The organism is bacterium (assembly GCA_035295165.1).
Taxonomy (GTDB): domain Bacteria; phylum Sysuimicrobiota; class Sysuimicrobiia; order Sysuimicrobiales; family Segetimicrobiaceae; genus JAJPIA01.
On record DATGJN010000107.1, the window covers coordinates 1 to 18688 of the forward strand.

General features: G+C 71.6%; 14 protein-coding genes. 4 read left to right on the forward strand and 10 right to left on the reverse strand.

Going from position 1 to position 18688, the window contains the following annotated elements; genetic code table 11:
* Nucleotides 1–286: 286 nt before the first annotated feature.
* From VKZ50_18435 to VKZ50_18445, 3 genes are all read right to left on the reverse strand, one after another.
* Nucleotides 287–1729: a S41 family peptidase gene (locus VKZ50_18435; protein ID HLJ61707.1), complete on the reverse strand. Its 1443-nt coding sequence runs from the start codon at nucleotides 1727–1729 to the stop codon at nucleotides 287–289.
* Nucleotides 1730–1826: 97 nt separating this feature from the next.
* Nucleotides 1827–2285 carry a DCC1-like thiol-disulfide oxidoreductase family protein gene (locus tag VKZ50_18440; GenBank protein ID HLJ61708.1) on the reverse strand — a complete coding sequence of 153 codons (459 nt, stop codon included), beginning with the start codon at nucleotides 2283–2285 and terminating at the stop codon, nucleotides 1827–1829.
* Nucleotides 2286–2303: 18 nt separating this feature from the next.
* Nucleotides 2304–4613, reverse strand: a complete 2310-nt coding sequence (locus tag VKZ50_18445; GenBank protein HLJ61709.1) for a xanthine dehydrogenase family protein molybdopterin-binding subunit — start codon at nucleotides 4611–4613, stop codon at nucleotides 2304–2306.
* A 247-nt stretch (nucleotides 4614–4860) separates the two neighbouring features.
* Here VKZ50_18445 and VKZ50_18450 point away from each other — a divergent pair, with 247 nt between their 5' ends.
* The 4 genes from VKZ50_18450 to VKZ50_18465 are packed head-to-tail and all read left to right on the forward strand — an operon-like array spanning nucleotide 4861 to nucleotide 9702.
* On the forward strand, nucleotides 4861–6171 hold the full coding sequence (locus VKZ50_18450; GenBank protein HLJ61710.1) for a GGDEF domain-containing protein: 1311 nt from the start codon (nucleotides 4861–4863) through the stop codon (nucleotides 6169–6171).
* Nucleotides 6168–7709, forward strand: a complete 1542-nt coding sequence (locus VKZ50_18455) for an ABC transporter ATP-binding protein (protein ID HLJ61711.1) — start codon at nucleotides 6168–6170, stop codon at nucleotides 7707–7709. Before VKZ50_18450 ends, VKZ50_18455 begins: the two co-directional genes overlap by 4 nt.
* Nucleotides 7709–8782 (forward strand): ABC transporter permease, encoded by a 1074-nt coding sequence (locus VKZ50_18460; protein ID HLJ61712.1) that lies wholly within the window; start codon nucleotides 7709–7711, stop codon nucleotides 8780–8782. Before VKZ50_18455 ends, VKZ50_18460 begins: the two co-directional genes overlap by 1 nt.
* Nucleotides 8779–9702 carry an ABC transporter permease gene (locus VKZ50_18465; protein ID HLJ61713.1) on the forward strand — a complete coding sequence of 308 codons (924 nt, stop codon included), beginning with the start codon at nucleotides 8779–8781 and terminating at the stop codon, nucleotides 9700–9702. Before VKZ50_18460 ends, VKZ50_18465 begins: the two co-directional genes overlap by 4 nt.
* Nucleotides 9703–9751: 49 nt before the next feature.
* Here the strand turns inward: VKZ50_18465 and chrA are convergent, their stop codons facing one another.
* From chrA to VKZ50_18500, 7 genes are all read right to left on the reverse strand, one after another.
* Nucleotides 9752–10969: a chromate efflux transporter gene (chrA, locus tag VKZ50_18470; GenBank protein HLJ61714.1), complete on the reverse strand. Its 1218-nt coding sequence runs from the start codon at nucleotides 10967–10969 to the stop codon at nucleotides 9752–9754.
* 106 nt (nucleotides 10970–11075) lie between these two features.
* Entirely contained in the window at nucleotides 11076–11732 is a 657-nt protein-coding gene (locus VKZ50_18475) for a helix-turn-helix transcriptional regulator (protein ID HLJ61715.1), read from the reverse strand.
* Nucleotides 11733–11838: 106 nt separating this feature from the next.
* Nucleotides 11839–12225, reverse strand: coding sequence for a VOC family protein (locus VKZ50_18480; protein HLJ61716.1), 387 nt, complete (start codon nucleotides 12223–12225; stop codon nucleotides 11839–11841).
* Nucleotides 12226–12392: 167 nt separating this feature from the next.
* Nucleotides 12393–13766: an allantoinase AllB gene (allB, locus tag VKZ50_18485; protein HLJ61717.1), complete on the reverse strand. Its 1374-nt coding sequence runs from the start codon at nucleotides 13764–13766 to the stop codon at nucleotides 12393–12395.
* A 5-nt stretch (nucleotides 13767–13771) separates the two neighbouring features.
* Nucleotides 13772–14959, reverse strand: a complete 1188-nt coding sequence (locus tag VKZ50_18490) for an alanine--glyoxylate aminotransferase family protein (protein HLJ61718.1) — start codon at nucleotides 14957–14959, stop codon at nucleotides 13772–13774.
* The gene (gene pucD / locus VKZ50_18495) at nucleotides 14956–17352 is read right to left on the reverse strand and encodes a xanthine dehydrogenase subunit D (GenBank protein ID HLJ61719.1); all 2397 of its coding nucleotides are present in this window, start codon (nucleotides 17350–17352) and stop codon (nucleotides 14956–14958) included. Before pucD ends, VKZ50_18490 begins: the two co-directional genes overlap by 4 nt.
* On the reverse strand, nucleotides 17349–18688 hold a 1340-nt coding region (locus VKZ50_18500; GenBank protein HLJ61720.1), incomplete at its 5' end, for an 8-oxoguanine deaminase. The genes VKZ50_18500 and pucD, both read right to left, overlap by 4 nt.

The window sequence follows — 18688 nt, forward strand, 5'->3', positions numbered from 1 at the left end:
CCACAGATCGGCTACTGTGAGATCGGTCAGTGCTGTCACACTGGCCACGGGCGTATCCCTCCTTTGTGGTTATTGTCCAGGTCGGGGGTACGCCCTCCCTTTTTGGGCTCCTGCTTTTACACACAACACCGTACACTACCCAGTTTATGAGCCAGGGGCGGCTGGCCGCGATCATCTGCTATACTTGGCGCGGCGTGCCCGGCAAGTTGGATCCCATGGCGGTCTTCAGATGCGGCGCGCTCACCGACGCCGGCAAATCGGCGCTGAGCCCGTGCTAGCGTGTGCGCTAGCGCCGTGTCGCGGCCCAGACCCCGCGACCCCAGGGCGGCGGGAGGAGCGGCCCGCGCGCGGCGGGGGCGATCGGTGCTGGCGACACCAGATAGCCGCGCGGGACGCGTGGCGCGGGATCGATCGCGGGATGCTCGGACGCAATGACGGATTCGGCCGCGCGCAACTGTGAATCGCGACCGGCCTCCACGTCGTCACCGGTCAGTCGCACCGGGATGTCGGGCGCGATCCCGCGACCTTCCACGACCTCGTCTTGCGGCCCCTGAATGCGTTCCACGGTCACCGACATGCCGCCGTATCCGAGCTTCATCGTGACGGATCCGCCGAGGGCGCCGGCCGTCCGCTCGCCGAGGATCGTGGCGCGTCGAGCGTCTCTGAGCGCGCCGGTCAGGATCTCCGCAGCCGATGCGGTGCCGCCGTCCGTCAGCACGACGATCGGTACGGTCGTCGCACCGCCCAATCCGGTCGCGCGCATCGGCTCGGTTTCGCTGCCGTGACCGCGGACGCGGCCGATCACGGTGCCGGCAGGGAGAAACAACCCGGCGACCGCCTGCACCTCGGTCACGATCCCACCGGGGTTTCCGCGAAGGTCGATGATGAGACCGGGGATCGTCCCGAGCGCCTGCAACGCCCGGCCGGTAGTGCGCGCGGTGTCGGCCGTAAACGCCGCGATTCGCAGGTACCCGATGCCGGACGCCAGCACGGACGCCCACGCGGGCTCGATCCGCACGGGCGCGCGCGTGGGGTTTGCGGTCAGCGTCTCACCGGCGCGTCGGAGGAGCAGGGTGACACTCGATCCGGCCGGTCCGCGGATCAGTTGGGCGGCGGCGTCAAGATCCGCATCGTCGATCGCGTGACCGTCGACCGCCTGGATGATGTCGAATCGCCGAATCCCGCTCGCCTCGGCGGGAGACCCCGGATACACCTCCGTGACCATGATCCACTTCGCGCCGGCGCTGTCGGTGACTTGCCCGATGGTGATGCCGATGCCGGTGAACGAGGTCTCGTGGCGCATCTCGGCTTCGATTTCCTTGAGCGACTCGGGCGTGTAGTAGCTCGTGTGGCTGTCGTGCAGGGACGCGAGCATCGCCGCGGTGGCGGCCTGAGCCAGGTCGTCCGCCGCGGCCTGGCTGCGGTCGGTCACGATCGCGAACTCCCGCTCGAACCACGCTCTCGCGATGTCCTCAGCGGTCCCCGTCGGGATATCCGGGACCACGGTCGCGGGCAGGTGGGTGTCGGCGCGGAGCTCGGCCAGCGCGGCGTTCAACAGGGGGACGGGTCGGACGGGATCGACGTATTCCTCCTCGAGGACGGTGAGCGCTTCAAGCGCGAGCCCGGCGTTCGCGGTCTGCGCGAAGCTGATGCGCGGAGCGCTCGTGACGATGAACGCGACGGCGAGCGCTGCCACGCCAAGCGTTCGGAGCGCTCGTGTGTACCTCACCGCGACCACCTCGTTGGAAGACCCGGGTTATGGCTCTACCGACGAGGTGTGCCCCTGTCGTGACCATCCTAGACGGTGGGTCCGATGCGGCACGGCGCTAGCGGCGTCCCCGCATCCCCGGTCGGTCCGGGTCTTCGTCCATCGGCGGCGGGACGAGCGCATCGGTGCACTCCGCCGGCGCGTGCGGGACCGCGCACGTCCGCGGGTCGGGGATGATGCGGCGGCGTGCCGCCAGGTAGTCGTACAAGCGGTCGCCCTGGCCCGTCCATTTGGCGACGGCGAGCACCGGGCGCAGTGGCCACAGCAGGGGCAGCAACCGGGCAAGCACTTGAACGGCACCGTAGCCGCCGTGCGCCCGGCCCGTTGCCACCTCCACCACGTACATGCGTGCCAGCAGGTCGTCGGGGGTGAGCCCGGCGTCACGGTACCGCTCGTCGTCGCGAAACGAGCGCACCGACAGCCGGTGGCACCGGTCCAGTCTCGCGAGCACGCGCGCCGCCGCCCGGCACTGCGCGCACCACCCGTCGATGAACACGAGGGCGCGCGGTTCGGTCACGGCGGTGCCTCGCGAGGACTATGTGTTCTTCTGTGCGTCCCGCATGGCCGCGGCGATCCGCTCCGGGGTCAGCGGCATGTCGATGTGGCGGACACCAAGGTGGCTCAGCGCGTCGACCACGGCGTTGACCACCGCGGGCGTCGACCCGATCGTCGCGGCCTCCCCCACGCCCTTCGCGCCAAGAGGGTTCCGAGGGGTCGGGGTGACCGACACCCCGCGCTCGATGCGCGGGACCAGCTCCGCCTTGGGAATGCCGTACTCGGCCAGCGTACCAGTGAGCAGCTGGCCGTGCTCGTCGTAGATGACCGCCTCGAGCAGCGCCTGGGCGGCACCCTGCACGATACCGCCGTGGACCTGACCGTCGACGAGCAACGGGTTGATGACGCGGCCGCAGTCGTCCACCGCGACGTAACGAGTAATCCTGGACGCGTAGGTCTCCGGGTCGATCTCGACCGCGCACACATGCGTGCCGAACGGAAACGTCGTCCCCTCCGACTTAAAGCGCTTGGTCGCCTCGAGCCCGGGATCCTGCCCGTCGGGGACGTGCTTCCCGTTGTAGGCGGCCTGCGCGACCTGTGCGATCGTCACGGTGCGGGCCGGCGCCCCGCGCACGGAGACCGCCGCGTTTTGGAGCATGAGGTCTGCCGCGGCCGCTTCGAGCATGTTCGCGGCCACCCCGAGGATCTGCTCACGAACGTCGAGCGCCGCCAGGTGCACCGCAGAACCCCCGAGCGCCATGCTGCGGCTGCCGCTGGTGCCGCCCCCGTGCTGGACCAGGAGCGTGTCGCCGTGGACGACCGTGATCTGGTCGATCGCGATGCTGAGGGCGTCCGAGACGATCTGCGCAAAGCCGGTCGCATCGCCCTGGCCGTGCGGCGACGTGCCCGTCACGACGGTCGCGGTGCCGTCCTTGTTGACGCGGACGGTCCCGAGTTCCCACGGGCCGAAGCCGCAGATCTCCACGTAGCTGGCGACCCCGATGCCGACCAGCCGCCCCGCGCGGCGGGCGGTCTCCTGCTCACGGCGGAGGCGCGGGTAATCCGCGATGCGCAGCGCTTCGTCGAGCGGTTTCGCATACTCCCCGCTGTCGTACTGCGCGCCGCTCGCCGTCGTGTACGGAAACTTGGAGGGGGCAATGAAGTTGCGGCGTCGCACCTCGGCCGGGTCGACGCCGGTCGCGTCGGCCACCAGGTCCATGACGCGCTCCAGGTAGTAACTCGCCTCGGGGCGGCCCGCGCCGCGGTACGCGCCCGTAGGGCACGTGTTCGTGTAGAGGCCGAGCAACTCGCACCGGATCGCGGGAATCTCATACGGGCCCTGGATCATCAGCGGCGTCAGCGTCGGGATGATCGCGGTCAGGTACAAGCACTCCGCGCCCAGGTCGCCGAGCACACGGCCCCGCAGCCCGCGGAGGCGGCCGTCGCGTTCGGCTGCGACCTCGACCTCGAACAGCTGCGCCCGGCCGTGGGTGGTGGTCAAGAGATTTTCGCGGCGCGTCTCGATCCATTTCACCGGTCGCCCGAGCCGCCGCGCGAGCTCGGCCACGACCGCGTCCTCCGGATAGGTGCTCAGTTTCGCGCCGAACCCGCCGCCGACGTCGGGCGTGATCACGCGGATCCGACGCGCCTCCAACCCCAAGACCTCGCTCAGCCCGTCGCGGATCGCGTGCGCCTCCTGCGTGGACGTCCACACCGTGAGGATGCCCTGGCCCTGGCTGCCGTCGTACATCGCGACGGTGCCCCTCCCCTCCATCGAGACCGGCGCGAGGCGCTGGTTGTTCATGCGCTGCCGGACCACGACCGGCGCGTCCTGGAACGCGGCGTCGAGATCGCCGTGCTCCAACGTCGTCGAGTACGCGACGTTGGTCTTGAGGTCCGCGTGGGCGAACGGGGCGCCGGCGGCCGCGCGATCCAGGTCGACGGCCGCGGGCAGCGGGTCGTAGGTGGCTGCGACGAGTTCGGCCGCGTCTCGGGCCCCGTACGCGGACTCGGCGACCACCACCGCGACCGGCTGCCCGATGTAGTTCACTTCACGATCGGCGAGCGGGAGATGCGGTGCCATGCGCATGCCCTCGACGGTCGCCGCGGGAAACGCCTTCTGGATGTCGCGCAGGTCGGCCGCCGCGAACGCCCCGACCACGCCCGGATGCGCGCGCGCGGCGTCGAGGCGGAGGCGGGTGATGCGCGCGTGTCCGTGCGGGCTGCGAATGAACACCGCGTGCAGCATGCCGGCGAGGGCGAGGTCGTCGACGTACGACCCTTCCCCGCGAATGAGCTTCGGGTCCTCGATGCGCTTGACGCGCGCACCGACGTAGTGGGAGACTGCCATGCATCACCGCCCTCTGAAGGAGGCTCCACCGCACGGTCGCGATCGCACGGCGCCGAGCGTTGCGCGCGTTCTTCGACTGCGCCACAATGAGCCCCTTCCGCGTCCGTCGCGCCGCGTCACCTACGCGCGGCGGCGGCCGCATCCCGCGGCGCGCGGAGGAACGCGCGCTGCGAGCACGAACTACCGGGCACAGCCATACGGTCTCGCACCTTTGTCGTATGCCACCAGTTGGGCCGGATCATCCAAGATGAGCGAAGCCCTCGTGACAGTCGCGGACGTGATGATCGCGAACGCGGTCTGTGTGCCGCCGGATGCCACCGTGGGGGGCGCGAGCGATCTCATGCTGGAGCACCGGCTCGCCGGGCTGCCCGTCGTGGACGAGCATCGCGTCGTCGGGCTCGTGGGCGCTCCCCAACTGCTGGGACAGCCGCCGGATCGCACCGTCGCGGACGTGATGGTGACGCCGCTCGTGTGCGCGACCCCTGACCTGTCCGTGGTGCAGGCGCACACGATGGTGATGGGCCAACACGTCGAGATGCTTCCGGTCGTGCTGGACGGCCGGCTCGTGGGGCAGGTCTCGCTCGTCGCGATCCTACAGGCGAAGAGCCAGCAGACCGATCCGCTCACCGGTCTGCCCTGGGCGACCGCGCTGCGCGCCTGGGCCGCCGCCGAACTCACGCAGGGACACGAACTCGCGATGGTGTTCGTCGACCTCGACAACTTCGGCGCGGTGAACAAGGCGCTCGGGCACGTCGTCGGCGACGATGTGCTTCGCTCGGTAGCCTCGCTGCTCTCCGCCGCCCTGAACGTCGAGACCGACCTGCTCTGCCGGTACGGTGGGGACGAGTTTGCGATCGCGACGACGCGGCGCGATACCGACGCACGCGCGCTTGCCGCGCACGTGCAGGAGCGCACCGTCGTGCCCGTGGACGTCGACGGTGAGACGCGGCGTGTCACCGTCAGCGTCGGCTACGCTGGGGGACGGCGGTTGCAGCGGCGGACCGCGGCGCACGCTGCGGCGAACGTGGACGACCTGCTATCTCTGGCGAGCCGGGCCTCCACGGCGGCGAAGGAGTCTCCCGCGGGCATCGCCCGGCGGGCGGCATGGGACGGACGCCGGCGGCCCGTGGCCCCGGCGTCGACCGTGGCGGAGGCCCGCCTGCGCCTGGTGGAGATTCGCACGTCTCGGGGCGCCGACCGCCGCGCCGCGTCCGTGCGGCTCGGCCTCGGCGAGCGCGAGAGCACGGGCACGGCCGCCGCACCGGGCACGACGACGCGGTTTTCGCTGCTCGCCGCGCGCGCCACGCTCGCGGCGGTGACGCGTGCGGCGGGCGACGGGTATCGGTACGCGATCGAGGAGTTGACCGAGGTGCCGAGCGGCCCCGGGACGCTCGCGGTGATCGTGCTCGACGACGGTACGTCATCGCTCCGCCGGTTCGTCGGCGCGGCGCGCGGACGGGACGAGTCCGATGCCGCGACGAAGGCGGTGCTCGACGCGCTCAACCGCGTGCTCGCAAAGCCTCTCGCGGAGATCCTGGCGCGGCCCCCACATTCGTGACGTCTTCCCCGCCATCCGTCTCGATCGAGATGCGGGGCATCACCAAACGCTTTCCCGGCGTCGTCGCGAACGACGCGGTCGACTTCACGGCGGCGCCCGGCGAGATTCACGCGCTCCTCGGCGAGAACGGCGCCGGCAAGTCCACCCTCATGAAGATCCTGTACGGGTTCTACCAGCCGGACGCCGGCGAGATCCGGCTGCACGGCACGCCGCGGGTGTTCCGATCGCCGAAGGACGCGCTGCGGGCCGGCCTCGGCATGGTATTTCAGCAGTTCATGCTCGTGCCGTCGCTGTCCGTCGTGCAGAACGTCCTGCTGGGTCTCCCGTCCCAGGGGTGGCGGCTCGACGAGCGAGCCGCGGCAGCCAGCCTAGCCGCCGCCGCCGCACGGTACGGGATGGCGGTACATCCGTGGGCGCGCGTGTGGCAGCTCAGTGTCGGGGAGCAGCAGCGCGTGGAGATCCTCAAGCTGCTGGCGCGGGGCGCGGACGTCCTGATCCTCGACGAGCCGACGGCGGTGCTCACCCCGCAGGAAACCCGGGATCTGTTCGACACGCTGCGCCGTCTCGCCGGCGAAGGGCGGACGATCGTCGTGATCACGCACAAGCTGTCGGAGGTGATGGCGGCGGCCGACCGCGTCACCGTGCTGCGAGCCGGACGGCTCGTCGGGACGACCCCCACCGCAGCGACCTCCCCGCGGGCGCTCGCGCGGATGATGGTGGGGCGCGAGACGTTCGACCTGCCCGAGCGCGACCCCGTGACGCCGGGGCCGGTCGTGCTGGAAGTCCGTGACCTCTGGGCGGACGGGGACCGCGGGCCCGACGCGCTGCAGGGCGTGTCGCTGGCGGTGCGGGCCGGTGAGATCGTGGGCGTCGCCGGCGTCGCCGGGAACGGCCAGCGCGAGCTTGGCGAGATCGTCGCGGGGCTGCGACGCCCCACGCGCGGCCGCGTGGTCATCGCGGGGCGCGACCGGACGGGCGCCGGTCCGCTGGACGCGATCCGGGCCGGACTCGGACACGTGCCGGAGGACCGGCTCGGTACCGGGGTGGCACCGCGCCTCAGCGTCGCCGACAACCTCATCCTGAAGAGCTACCGGGACTCCAGATTTGGCCGGGGCCCGCTGCTCAACCGCCAGACGGTGCACCAGGTCGCGCGGACGTTGATCCGGGCGTTCAAGATCCAGACCCCGGGCCCGGACACGCCGGCCGGCACCCTCTCGGGCGGCAACGTTCAGCGCCTCATCCTCGCGCGCGAAATCTCGGCGGGGCCGCGCGCAATCCTCGCGTTTCACCCCACGCGCGGTCTCGACATCGGTGCCACCGAAGCCGTACACCGCGCGTTGCTCGCCCAGCGGCGTGCCGGCATCGGCGTGTTGCTGATCTCCGAGGATCTGGACGAGATCCTGCAGCTGAGCGACCGGGTCGCGGTTCTGTGCGGCGGGCAGATCATGGGCGTCGTACGGCCTGGGGACGTGACCGTGGAACAGATCGGCCTGTTGATGGGCGGCACGCGGCTCGCCGTGCCGGAGGAGACCGCGTGATGCGCCTGGAGCGGCGTCCTCCCTCGCGCCTGGCGGCTGCCGCGGCGCCCGTGGTGTCGATTCTCGCGGCGTTGGCCGCGGGCGGACTCATGCTCGCCGCGTCAGGCGTCAACCCGTTCGCGGCCTACGCCGTGCTCGTGAGTGACCCGTTCGGCAGCGCGTTCGGATGGTCCGAGACCGCCGTGAAGGCAACCCCGCTGATCCTCACCGGTCTGGCGGTGCTGTTGCCCGCGCGGATGCGCCTGTGGAACATCGGCGCCGAAGGACAGCTGCAGTGTGGGGCGATCGGAGCGACGTGGATCGCCGTGTTCACCCCGATCGGCCACTCCGCGCTCGCGGTCCCCGCCCTGCTTCTCGTCGGCATGGGCGCGGGCGCGGCGTGGTGTCTCGTGCCCGCGATCCTGCGGGCGTGGCTCTCGGTGAACGAGACGATCACGACGCTCCTCATGAACTACGTGGCGTTGCTGCTCGTCGATTTCCTAATCTACGGGCCGTGGCAGGATCCGCAGGGCCGCGGCTTTCCCCTCTCGCCGGTGCTGCCGGCGTCGGCGAAGCTGCCCGTGCTCGTCCCGGGCACGCGGATTCACCTCGGGTTCGCGCTCGCGCTCCTCGCCGTTGCCGCCACGGCGTTCGTGCTCACGCGGACCCGTTGGGGGCTCGAGATCCGGATCATCGGCGACAACCCCGACGCGGCGCGGTACGCCGGGATCAATCTGACCCGCAACATCCTGCTCGTCATGGCCGCCGCCGGCGCCCTGGCCGGGCTCGCCGGGGCCGGCGAGGTCTCCGCCGTGTCGGGGCGCCTGCAGCAAGGGCTGTCCCCAGGGTACGGCTACACGGGGATCATTGTCGCCTGGCTGGCACGGCTCCACCCGGTGGCGACGGTCCTCGTCGCGTTCCTGCTCGGCGGGTTGTTCCTCGGCGGGGACGGGCTGCAGATCTCGCTCAACCTGCCAATCGCGGTCGTGTACATGCTGCAGGGGTTGATCTTCTTCTTCGTGCTGGGCGGCGAGCAACTGGCGGGGTCCCGCGTGCGGATCGGCCCGCGGGCGCCTGCGGAGGGCGGCCGGTGAGCCTGCTGCCGGCCGCGGTATTCGCGGCCGCCGTGCGCGCCGGCACGCCGGTGCTGTTCGCTACGCTGGGAGAGATCTTCGCCGAGCGGTCCGGCGTGCTCAACCTCGGCGTCGAGGGGATGATGCTCGTCGGGGCGCTCGCGGGGTTCGTGACCACGGCGGAGACGGGCAACCCCTGGCTGGGGTTGCTTGCGGCGGGAGCGGCCGGCGGGGTCCTCAGCGTGGTGCACGCGGTGCTCAGCGTGACCCTGCGGGCCAACCAGGTCGCGAGCGGCCTCGCACTGACGATCTTCGGAACCGGGCTGTCCGCGTCCCTTGGGAAGTCGTTCGTCGGTGTGCCGGCCGCGGGGTTTGTTCTGGCGCCCGTCCCCGGGCTCGAGCGACTGCCGTTCGTGGGGCCGGTGCTGTTCCGCCAGGACCCGCTCGTGTACCTCAGCTACGCGCTGGTCCCGCTGGCATGGTACGCCCTGTACCGGACCCGGTGGGGGCTCAACGTCCGCGCGGTCGGGGAGAACCCCGAGGCGGCCGACGCGATGGGGATCGACATCGCGCGCGTCCGCTACGCTTGCGTCGTGATCGGCGGCGTGCTCGCCGGGTTCGGGGGGGCGTTTCTGTCGACAGCGTACACGAGCATGTGGATCGAGAACATGACGGCCGGCCGCGGCTGGATCGCGGTGGCGCTCGTGATCTTCGCCACGTGGGATCCGCTCCGTGCCGTCGTGGGCGCGTACCTGTTCGGCGGCGTGAACGCGCTGCAACTCCACCTGCAGGCGAGCGGGACCGGGCTTCCCGTGTACCTGATGTTGATGGCGCCCTACGTCTTCACGATCGTGGTCCTCGTGTTCGCCACGCGCGAAACGGCGCGGCGGCGGCTCGGCGCCCCCGCCGCCCTCAGCGTCTCGTACAGCCGGACGGGATGAGCACGCCTGTGGCCGGCGACGCGCCTTCGCGCTCGCGCACACCCCGGACCTAGAGCACGTGCAACACTTCGGCGGCGGCGGCCGACGCGACGACGACCAGCCACGGCGCGGCCTTTAAGACATCAAGCAGTAGGAAGGCGAGGAGCACCAGCGTCACGTCCGCCGGGGCGTGTACTGCCGTCACCCACACCGGCTGGTAGAGCGCCGCGAGCAGCACTCCCACCACCGCGGCGTTGACCCCCTGCACCGCGGCCACGACCGACCGGTTGCGCATCAGACTGTTCCAGAACGGCAGAATGGCGGCGATGAGCAAGAACGACGGGAGATAGATCGCGAACAGCGTGAGTGCGGCCCCGCCGACGCCGCCGACCGGGCCGTGCATCGCGGCGCCCAGGTAGGCCGCGAACGTGAACAGCGGGCCGGGGACCGCCTGCGCCGCGCCGTACCCCGCGAGAAACGTCCCCGGGCTGACCCAGCCTGGGGGCACGACGCGCGCTTGGAGGAGCGGCAGCACCACGTGCCCTCCGCCGAACACGAGCGCGCCGGACTCGTAGAAGGCCCCGAACACGCTGAGCCAACCAGGCGCGACGAAGCGCTGTGCGATCGGGAACCCAACGAGCAAGGCGACGAAGGCCGCTCCGGACGCGACCGCCGCGACGCGGTTCCCCGAGACGGGCAGTTGTTGTGTCGCCTTGTCCGCCGGCGTCAGGAACACCCGGCCGTACAGCGCGCCGAGCACGATGACCGCGAGCTGCACGAGGCCGTTCGCCGGCAAGAGGAGAATCAGCGCCGCGGCGGCACATGCGACGACCTTGCGCGGTACGTCCGGACACAGCGACCGATACATGTTGGACACTGCGAGGGCCACGATCGCGACCGCGGCGATCAGGAGACCGTGAATCCACGGCGCCTCCGTGACGCCGGGGATGCGTGCGATGCCGATCGCGAACGCCACGAGCGCCACGGCCGACGGCAGCGTGAACGCGATCCACGCCAGGGCCGCCCCCAAGACCCCCGCCCGCGTGAGGCCGATGATGATAGCGACTTGGCTGCTCGCCGGCCCTGGAAGAAACTGGCAGAGCGCGACGATCTGCGCAAACGTGCTCTCGTCGAGCCACCGGCGGCGACGGACGAACTCTTCGTTGTAGTAGCCGAGGTGCGCGATCGGTCCGCCGAACGACGTGACGCCCAGCCGGAGGAAGGAGACGAACACCTCTCGTGCGGGAGAGGCCCGATGCTCGCTGCCACCCGCCACGTGGTCGCTCATCTCGCGACGTGCGTCAACGACCCCGACGCGGTCCGCTGCGGAAGGGCGCGCAGGACCGGTCTCCGGATGGCCTGCGGGCGGCGGCCGGCATGCGCGGCTCCCCGGTTCACGCGGGCAGTCCGCGGTCAACCGGATACCCCGCCGCCACCCACGCCGGGAGGCCGCCGTCCAGCGCCTGCGCCCGCTGGCCGCACGCGCGGAGCAGCGCCGCGGCCCGCTCGCTGCGAGACGTGCCGCGGTGCTGCATGTTGCAGTAGGTGACGCGCAGCCGCCCACGTGGAAGCTCGCGGAGATGGGCGGCGAGTTCATCGACCGGGATGTGCCGCGCGTCGGGAATGTGGCCCAACGCGTACTCGTCGCGCGCGCGCACATCGATGACGATCGGTGCCCGTTCCCCGGTGTTGGCCGCCAACCGCTTGCGCAGGACCGCGGGCCGGATCAACTCTCCCGCGCGTTGCCTCGCCGCCACGAGCCTCCGCGGCTCCGGACGGCGCGCGGGGTCGCGAGTCTCGAGCAGCTCTCCGACCAACTCCCGGATCCTCGGACGAGTGTCGGCCAGGGCGCGCGCGCCGCCGGCGGTCAGGCGATAGTACTTTCGCGCCCGCCCTTCCACGATGCGGGTCTCGCGGGCCAAGAAGCCGCCCCGCTCCAGTTCGTGCAGCAGCGGGTAGAGCGTCCCGGGGCCGACGGCGTGCCCCCGCTGCCGGAGTTCATCGAGCAGGGCCACGCCATAAATCGGCCCCTGTGCCGCACGATGCAGCACGTGAACCCTCACGAAACCCAGAAGAAAGTCCCGGAAGATCACCCCACCGCAACTCCGTTCCCGTCGACCGGTCGATATCGGACGCCAGCACGGCAGCGCGCGTGGGTCATGCCGGGACCCGGCGGGCCGGCTGGAAAAGTTCGACCACGTTGCCGGACGGATCGTTCAGCAGGATCTGCGAGCCGCCGGGGCCGGTCACGATCTCGTTGCGGAACTCCACCCCGGCGGCTCGGAGCCTGGCGACTTCGCCGGCGATGTCGTCGACCACGAATTGCACGCGATTCCACCCACCCGCCTCGGGACGGCGCCCGTCTGGCATTGACCGCCCCGCCGAACTGGTCGGCCCGCTGAGCAGCAGCCTCAGGTCGCCCCGCGAAACATCCGCAAACGCCGGCGCCGCGCTGGACAGCAGGGTGAATCCGAGGTGCGTGGTGTAAAATGCGACGGCGGCGTTAACGTCGTGGACCATGTAGCGGACGTTGACCGTGGTCATAGCATCCTCCTCCTTAGGCTCGGGAGAATTATATCAGGATACGATATCGTAGTTCGATATTATTCCCTGGCCCGGTCCGTGTCAAGCGCCCCGGCTCGACCTCACGTCGGCTCCGGAGGGGTTGCCGAGCGGCGAGGCGCGACCGATCCCCTGGTTCCACAGGAAGGCTACGCGCTGTGGTTTCGAGGCGGTGTCGCGGAGCCGACTTCGCTCCCCCACCCTTCCGGCCCGACGGGCTCGCCGTCCAAGTTGACCGTCACACCTCTGACAATCGTTCGCTCCACGGCCCCGCGCAGCCGTCGCCCAAGAAACGGGCTGTGGGGATGCCTCGACAACAGCGCCTCGCGGGTGACGGTCCACTCGCGATCCGGATCCACGACCACGAGATCCGCGTCGGCTCCGGGCGTAATCGCGCCCTTGTGCGGCGCCAACCCGAGGATTCGCGCCGGGGCCTCCGCAGTCAGCTGCGCCAGCGCGCCGAAGGACAGGCCGCGCCGGTGCACGCCTTCGTCGATGAGCACGGGCAGCATCGTCTGCACCCCGGTGATGCCGCCCCATGCACGCCACGCGTCGTTGACGTCCTTCATGGCCGAGGGGCACGGCGAGTGGTCCGACGCGATGACGTCCACCTCTCCCCGCAGCAGACGCGACCACAGCGCGTCGACGAGCGCACGCGGTCGGAGGGGCGGCGCGCACTTGGCCACGGGCCCCAGGCGAAGGTCGTCCTCGTCAAGCGCGAGATAGTGCGGGCACGTCTCCGCGTACGCGGGCCGGCCGGCGCGGCGCGCGCCGGCGACGAGGTCTACCGCCTCTGGGGTCGAGAGGTGCACCGCATATACCGTGCACGCCGCCGCATCTCCCAACCGCAGCGCCCGCGCCACCGCCTCGGTCTCCGCCAGGGGCGGTCGCGACGCGGCGTACGCGGCCAGGTCGCGGCGGTCGGCGCCTCGGAGCGCCGCGGCCAAGTACGCCGTCAGCTCCTCGCTCTCGCAGTGCACCGCCACGGGCACACCGCGGCGCCCGGCCGCGCGCATCCCCGACAACAGCACGCCGTCCGTGGCCCGGGCGAACTCGGTGCCGCTGTCGCACATGAACGCTTTGAGCCCGACCACGCCTCCATCGAGGAGTGCGTCCAGCTCGGCAGTGTTGTCCGTCACCACGCCGCCCCAGAGCGCGTAGTCCACGGCGCACCGTCCCGCAAACACCGTGCGCTTCGCGGAAAGCGCGTCCGCCGTGATGGTCGGCGGGACCGCGTTGAGCGGCATTTCCACGACGGTCGTCACGCCGCCGGCCGCAGCCGCGCGCGACCCTGCGGCGACCCCTTCCCAGTCGACCCGCCCAGGGTCGTTGAAGTGGACGTGCGCATCGACCAGGCCTGGGAGCACGATGCGCCCGCGCGCATCGATGGTCTCGGCCGCCGCCACACTGGTCGCGAGGTCGGCGATCGCCGCGATCCGACCGTCGCGAATGAGGACCGTGGCCGGGGCCTCCCCCCACGGCAGCACCACGATGCCGCCGGCGACGGCGAGGTCCGCGCGCATCGGCGCTACGTCCCCCCCGCGCGCTCGGCGGCGCCCGGGCCGGCCCCGCGGGGAACACGCACGCCGGCGTTCGTGAGCACGTCCTCGAACGCGCCGAGAAACTCGACCACGTTTCGCACTTCGGCGTTGTACGCCATGAACCCGATGCGCCACGCGCGGCCTCGCAGCGGACCGAACGCGGCCATGATCTCGATGTGGTGGCGCCGCAACAGCGCGTCGCGGACGCCGGGCTCGGACACCCCGTCCGGCACCTCGACGATGGCCAGCATGGGGAGCCGGTGGGCGGGATCGCCGAACAGCCGCAGCCCCATCGCCTCGATGCCCGCATGCAGGGCCGCCCCGGTCCGGCGGTGCCGCTCCCAGCGTGCCTCCAGTCCTTCCTCGTAGATCAAGCGCAGCGCCTCGCGCAGCCCGTACGTCATGCTCGTCGGGAGCGTGTGGTGGTTGAGCCGGTCGGGTCCCCAGTACGCCTGGATCTGTCCCAGATCGAGGTAGCTGCTCTGCACCGGACGCCGCCGGGCCGCGATCATCTCCTCGACCGCCGCGGTGTAGGTCAGCGGCGCCATGCCGGACGGGCACCCGATGCACTTCTGCGTCCCCGCCACGCACACGTCGAGGCCCCAGCCGTCCGCCTCGACCGGCACCCCGCCGAGCGTGAGGACCGCGTCCACGAGCACGACCGCGCCGCGGTCGTGCGCCAGCCGGACGAGATCCGGGAGCGGCTGCAGCACCCCGGTCGAGGTGTCGCCGTGGACGAGGGCGAGCACCTTCGGCCGGCCTGTGGCGAGCGCGGCGCGCACCGCGTCGGGTTCGGTGACCCGGCCCCACGCGGTGTCGACGGCGACGACCTCGGCGCCGCACCGGCGGGAGATCTCGGCGAGCAGTTCGCCAAACCGCCCCGCCACCACGACGACGACGCGGTCGCCGGGCTCGATCAGGCTGCACAGGCCGGCCTCAAGGCCCGCGCGGGAGGTCCCGGAGACCGGGAACGCTCGCGCGTTGCCGGTTCGGAAGACGAACCGGCAGAGCTCGCTCACCTCGTTCATGATCGCGGTGAATGCCGGGTCGAACTGACCGAGGACCGGCAGGCCGAGCGCGCGCAGCACGCGCGGGTCGGGGGTCGTTGGACCGGTGCCGAACAGGCGCCGCGCCGGGGGATTGAGGGCCGCGTACTCGGGGCGCGCGCTCGTCACCGCAGCTCCTGTTGGCCGGCCGCGAGCCCGTGCGCCTTCGGGATGGGTTCGGGGCCGGGGACGTTTGGCACCGGCGGCGGGCCGCTCGAGATCGCCGGGGACACGAGCCCCGCGAGGTGTTCCGGCCGCACCGGCACGCGGTTCAACGCTCTGCTCGTGGCGTCTCGGAGCGCGGCGACGACCGCGGCGGTCGCCACGATCGTCGCGGGCTCCCCCACACCTTTTGCGCCGTACGGCACACCGGGTTCCGGCGCCTCGACGAGCGCGGAGACGACCGGCGGCATGTCCAGGATCGTCGGGATCAAGTAGTCGGTGAATGAGGGGTTGCGGATGCGCCCGCCGACGACCTGGATCTCTTCCATCAGCGCGAGCCCGAGCCCCTGCGCCGTTCCGCCCTCGATCTGTCCGCACACCTGCTGTGGGTGCAGGGCCCGGCCGACGTCCTGCGCTGCGGCGATCTGCAGCACGCGCACGAGGCCGAGCTCCTCGTCCACCTCGACGACCGCGCGCTCCGCCGCGCAGGCGAACGCCACGTGGGCGTCCCCTTGCCCCTGCGCGTCGAGGGGCCGCGTCGGACGGTGATGATAGACGCGCGCCGCCTCGATCGGCTCCGAGAGAAACGCGTCGACCGCACCGATCGACGCCTCCCCCGCGAGGATCCATCCTCCGGCGAGGCGCAGCCGCGCGCGTACCCGCCGTCCCGCCTGCGTCAGCTGGGCGTGCGCGCGGGCGAACAGCGCGTCACGAACGGCCGCGCACGCCGACGCCACGGCGCCGCCCGACATCATTGTCTGGCGGGACGCCGAACTCGACCCGGCGGACCCGATGACGGCGGTGTTCGCGGGAAGAATGACCACGCGCTCCACCCCGAGCTCGGTACGGACGATCTGGGCGAGCACCGTGTGAAGGCCCTGCCCCACCTCAGCGGCGGCGCTGTGCACCTCGACGATCGGGCCGGCCGCATCGGCGCGGAGGCGCACGCGCGCCTCTGCCGCATCGTCGAAGCCCTCGCTGTACGCGAGGTTTTTGAACCCGACCGCGAACCCGACACCGCGGCGCAATCGCTCGCCGCGAGAGACGTTCCCGGCGCCGCCCGGATAGGCCAGGGTGTCTCGGGGCGCCGCCTCGGGTGGCTCCGGCAACGGAAGTGCGGCACACCGCCGAATCACCTCGGCGACCGGCAGGCTGCCCCGGATCTCCTGCCCGATGGGGAGCTTGGCGCCGGGCGCGAGCGCGTTCTGCAGGCGGAGGTCCACGGGATCACGTCCGAGCGCTCGGGCGAGCCGGTCCATCTGCGCCTCGTGCGCGAAACAGACCTGGACGGCGCCGAAGCCCCGCATCGCGCCGCACGGCGGATTGTTCGTGTACACGGCGGTGCCGTCCACGAGCACGTTCGGCACCGCATACGGGCCCGCAGCGAAGCTCGACGCGTTGCCGATCACCGCGGAGGACGACGACGCATACGCGCCGCCGTCCACGAGAATCCGCGCCCGCATGCAGATCAGGGACCCGTCGCGACGCGCGCCGTGCCGCATCCAGATCCGCGACGGGTGCCGGTGGACGTGTCCGTAGAACGACTCCTCGCGGCCGTACGCCATCTTCACGGGCCGTCCGGTGCGCAGCGCAAGCAGGCACGCATGGATCTGCATGCTGAGGTCTTCTCGCGCGCCGAACGCACCGCCCACGCCGGCCAGGTGCACCCGCACACGGTCCGGGCTGAGTCCGAGGCAGGGCGCGATCTGCTGATGATCCACGTGGAGCCACTGCGTCGCGACGTACAGATCGACGGCGCCGTCGCCGCCGGGGACGGCGAGCCCCGCTTCCGGGCCGAGAAACGCCTGGTCCTGCATGCCCGTCTCATAGTACCCGTCGACCCACACGTCGGCGGGTACGGCGGGATCGCCGTGCGCGATGTGGATGTGTCGCAGGACGTTGCCGAAGTCGTGCACGGCGGGTGCATCGGGGCGGAGCGCCTGCTCCATGTCCGTGACTACCGGCAACACCTCATAGTCCACGACCACGCGGCCTGCCGCGCGCCGGGCGGTCTCCGGATCGGTGGCGGCGACGATCGCAACCGGCTCGCCGACGTGCCGCGTGCGGTCCCATGCGAGCACGGGCTGGTCGGCGAACTCGAGTCCGTAGGTGCGTTGCCCGGGGACGTCGCCGGCCAGGAGCGCCGCGTGGACGCCGGAGGTCGCAAGCGCGCCGGCCACGTCGACCGACCGGATGCGCGCGTGCGGGTGCGGGCTCCGGACTGTGTGCCCGCACAGCATTCCGTCCGCCCACAGGTCGCTTGCGAACATGAACTCGCCCGTGACCTTTGGCGCCCCGTCCACGCGCTGGACGTTCTCGCCGACGCCTCCCCGGGTCACGGGAACCGTCCGAACGCTCATGGCGTCCGCTCGAGAATTCGCCGTGCGACGCGGCGCCCGGTCGCCGCGATCTCGTCCTCGTCGGCGGTGACCAGCCGTCCGCCCTCCACGACGACGCGGCCTTCCACGATGAGATGCCGGACTCGCTGCGGCGCGCAGTGGAGCACGGCGCCGACGAGATCCGCTTCCGCGCCGGCGAATGCGACGCCGTCCACCGGGAACAGTGCAACGTCGCCGCGCCGTCCCACCTCGAGGATGCCGACGTCGTCCCGGCCCAGGCACGCCGCACCGCCGCGCGTCGCGATGCGCAGCATCTCGCGGGCGCTCATCAGCGGTCCCTCCACGCCCGCGCTGGGGCGGCTCCGCGCCACCAGCAGCCCGAGCCTGGCCTCGCCCAGCAGGTGGCCAGCGTCGTTTGACGCCGATCCGTCGACGGCCAGGCCGACCGGCACGCCGGCATCGTGCAGCGCACGCACCGGTGCGACGCCGGACCCAAGGCGCAGGTTCGACGCAGGGCACCACGCGGCGGCGGCGCCCGACCGCGCCAGCCGTCCCACGTCGCCGGCGTCCAGATGGACGCAGTGCGCCAGCCAGACGTCTCGGCCGAGCCAGTGGAGGCGGTCCAGCAACTCGACCGGGCGGCAGCCGTAGGTCGCCAGACAGTACGCGGTCTCGTCGGCGGTCTCGGCGATGTGCGTGTGGAGCCGCAGCCCAAGCCGCCTGGCGAGCGCCGCCGAGTCCCGCATCAGGCGGTCGGTGACCGAGAACGGAGAGCACGGCGCGACGGCGACGCGGACCATCGCTCCCGGCCGCGGATCGTGGTGGCGGCGCACGATCTCCTGGGTGTCGGCGAGGATCTCGTCGGCGTCCTGCACCACCTCGTCCGGCGGGAGACCGCCGGCCGATAGCCCGCGGTCCATCGAGCCGCGGGAGGGATGAAATCTGACGCCGATCTCCCGGGCCGCCTCCACCTCGGCATCGAGGATGTCGCGACCGCCGCGCGGGAACAGGTAGTGATGATCCATCGTCGCGGTGCACCCGGACAGCACCAGCTCCGCGAGCGCCACGCGTGCGGCGGCGCGCTCCCATTCCGCATCGAGCCCGGCCCAGACCGGGTAGAGCGCGCGCAGCCAATCGAACAGCCCGCGGTCCTGGGCCCGCACGCGGGTAAGCGCCTGGTACAGATGATGGTGGGTGTTGATCAAACCGGGCAGCGCCACGGTCCCCCGGCCGTCCACGCGGCGGGCCGGGCCGCCGTCTGGCGGTTCCCCGGTGCCGATCCACGCGATCACGCCGTCGCGGATCAGCAGGGATCCGCTCCGGATCTCGGTCCCGGCGTCGTCCATCGTGACGACGT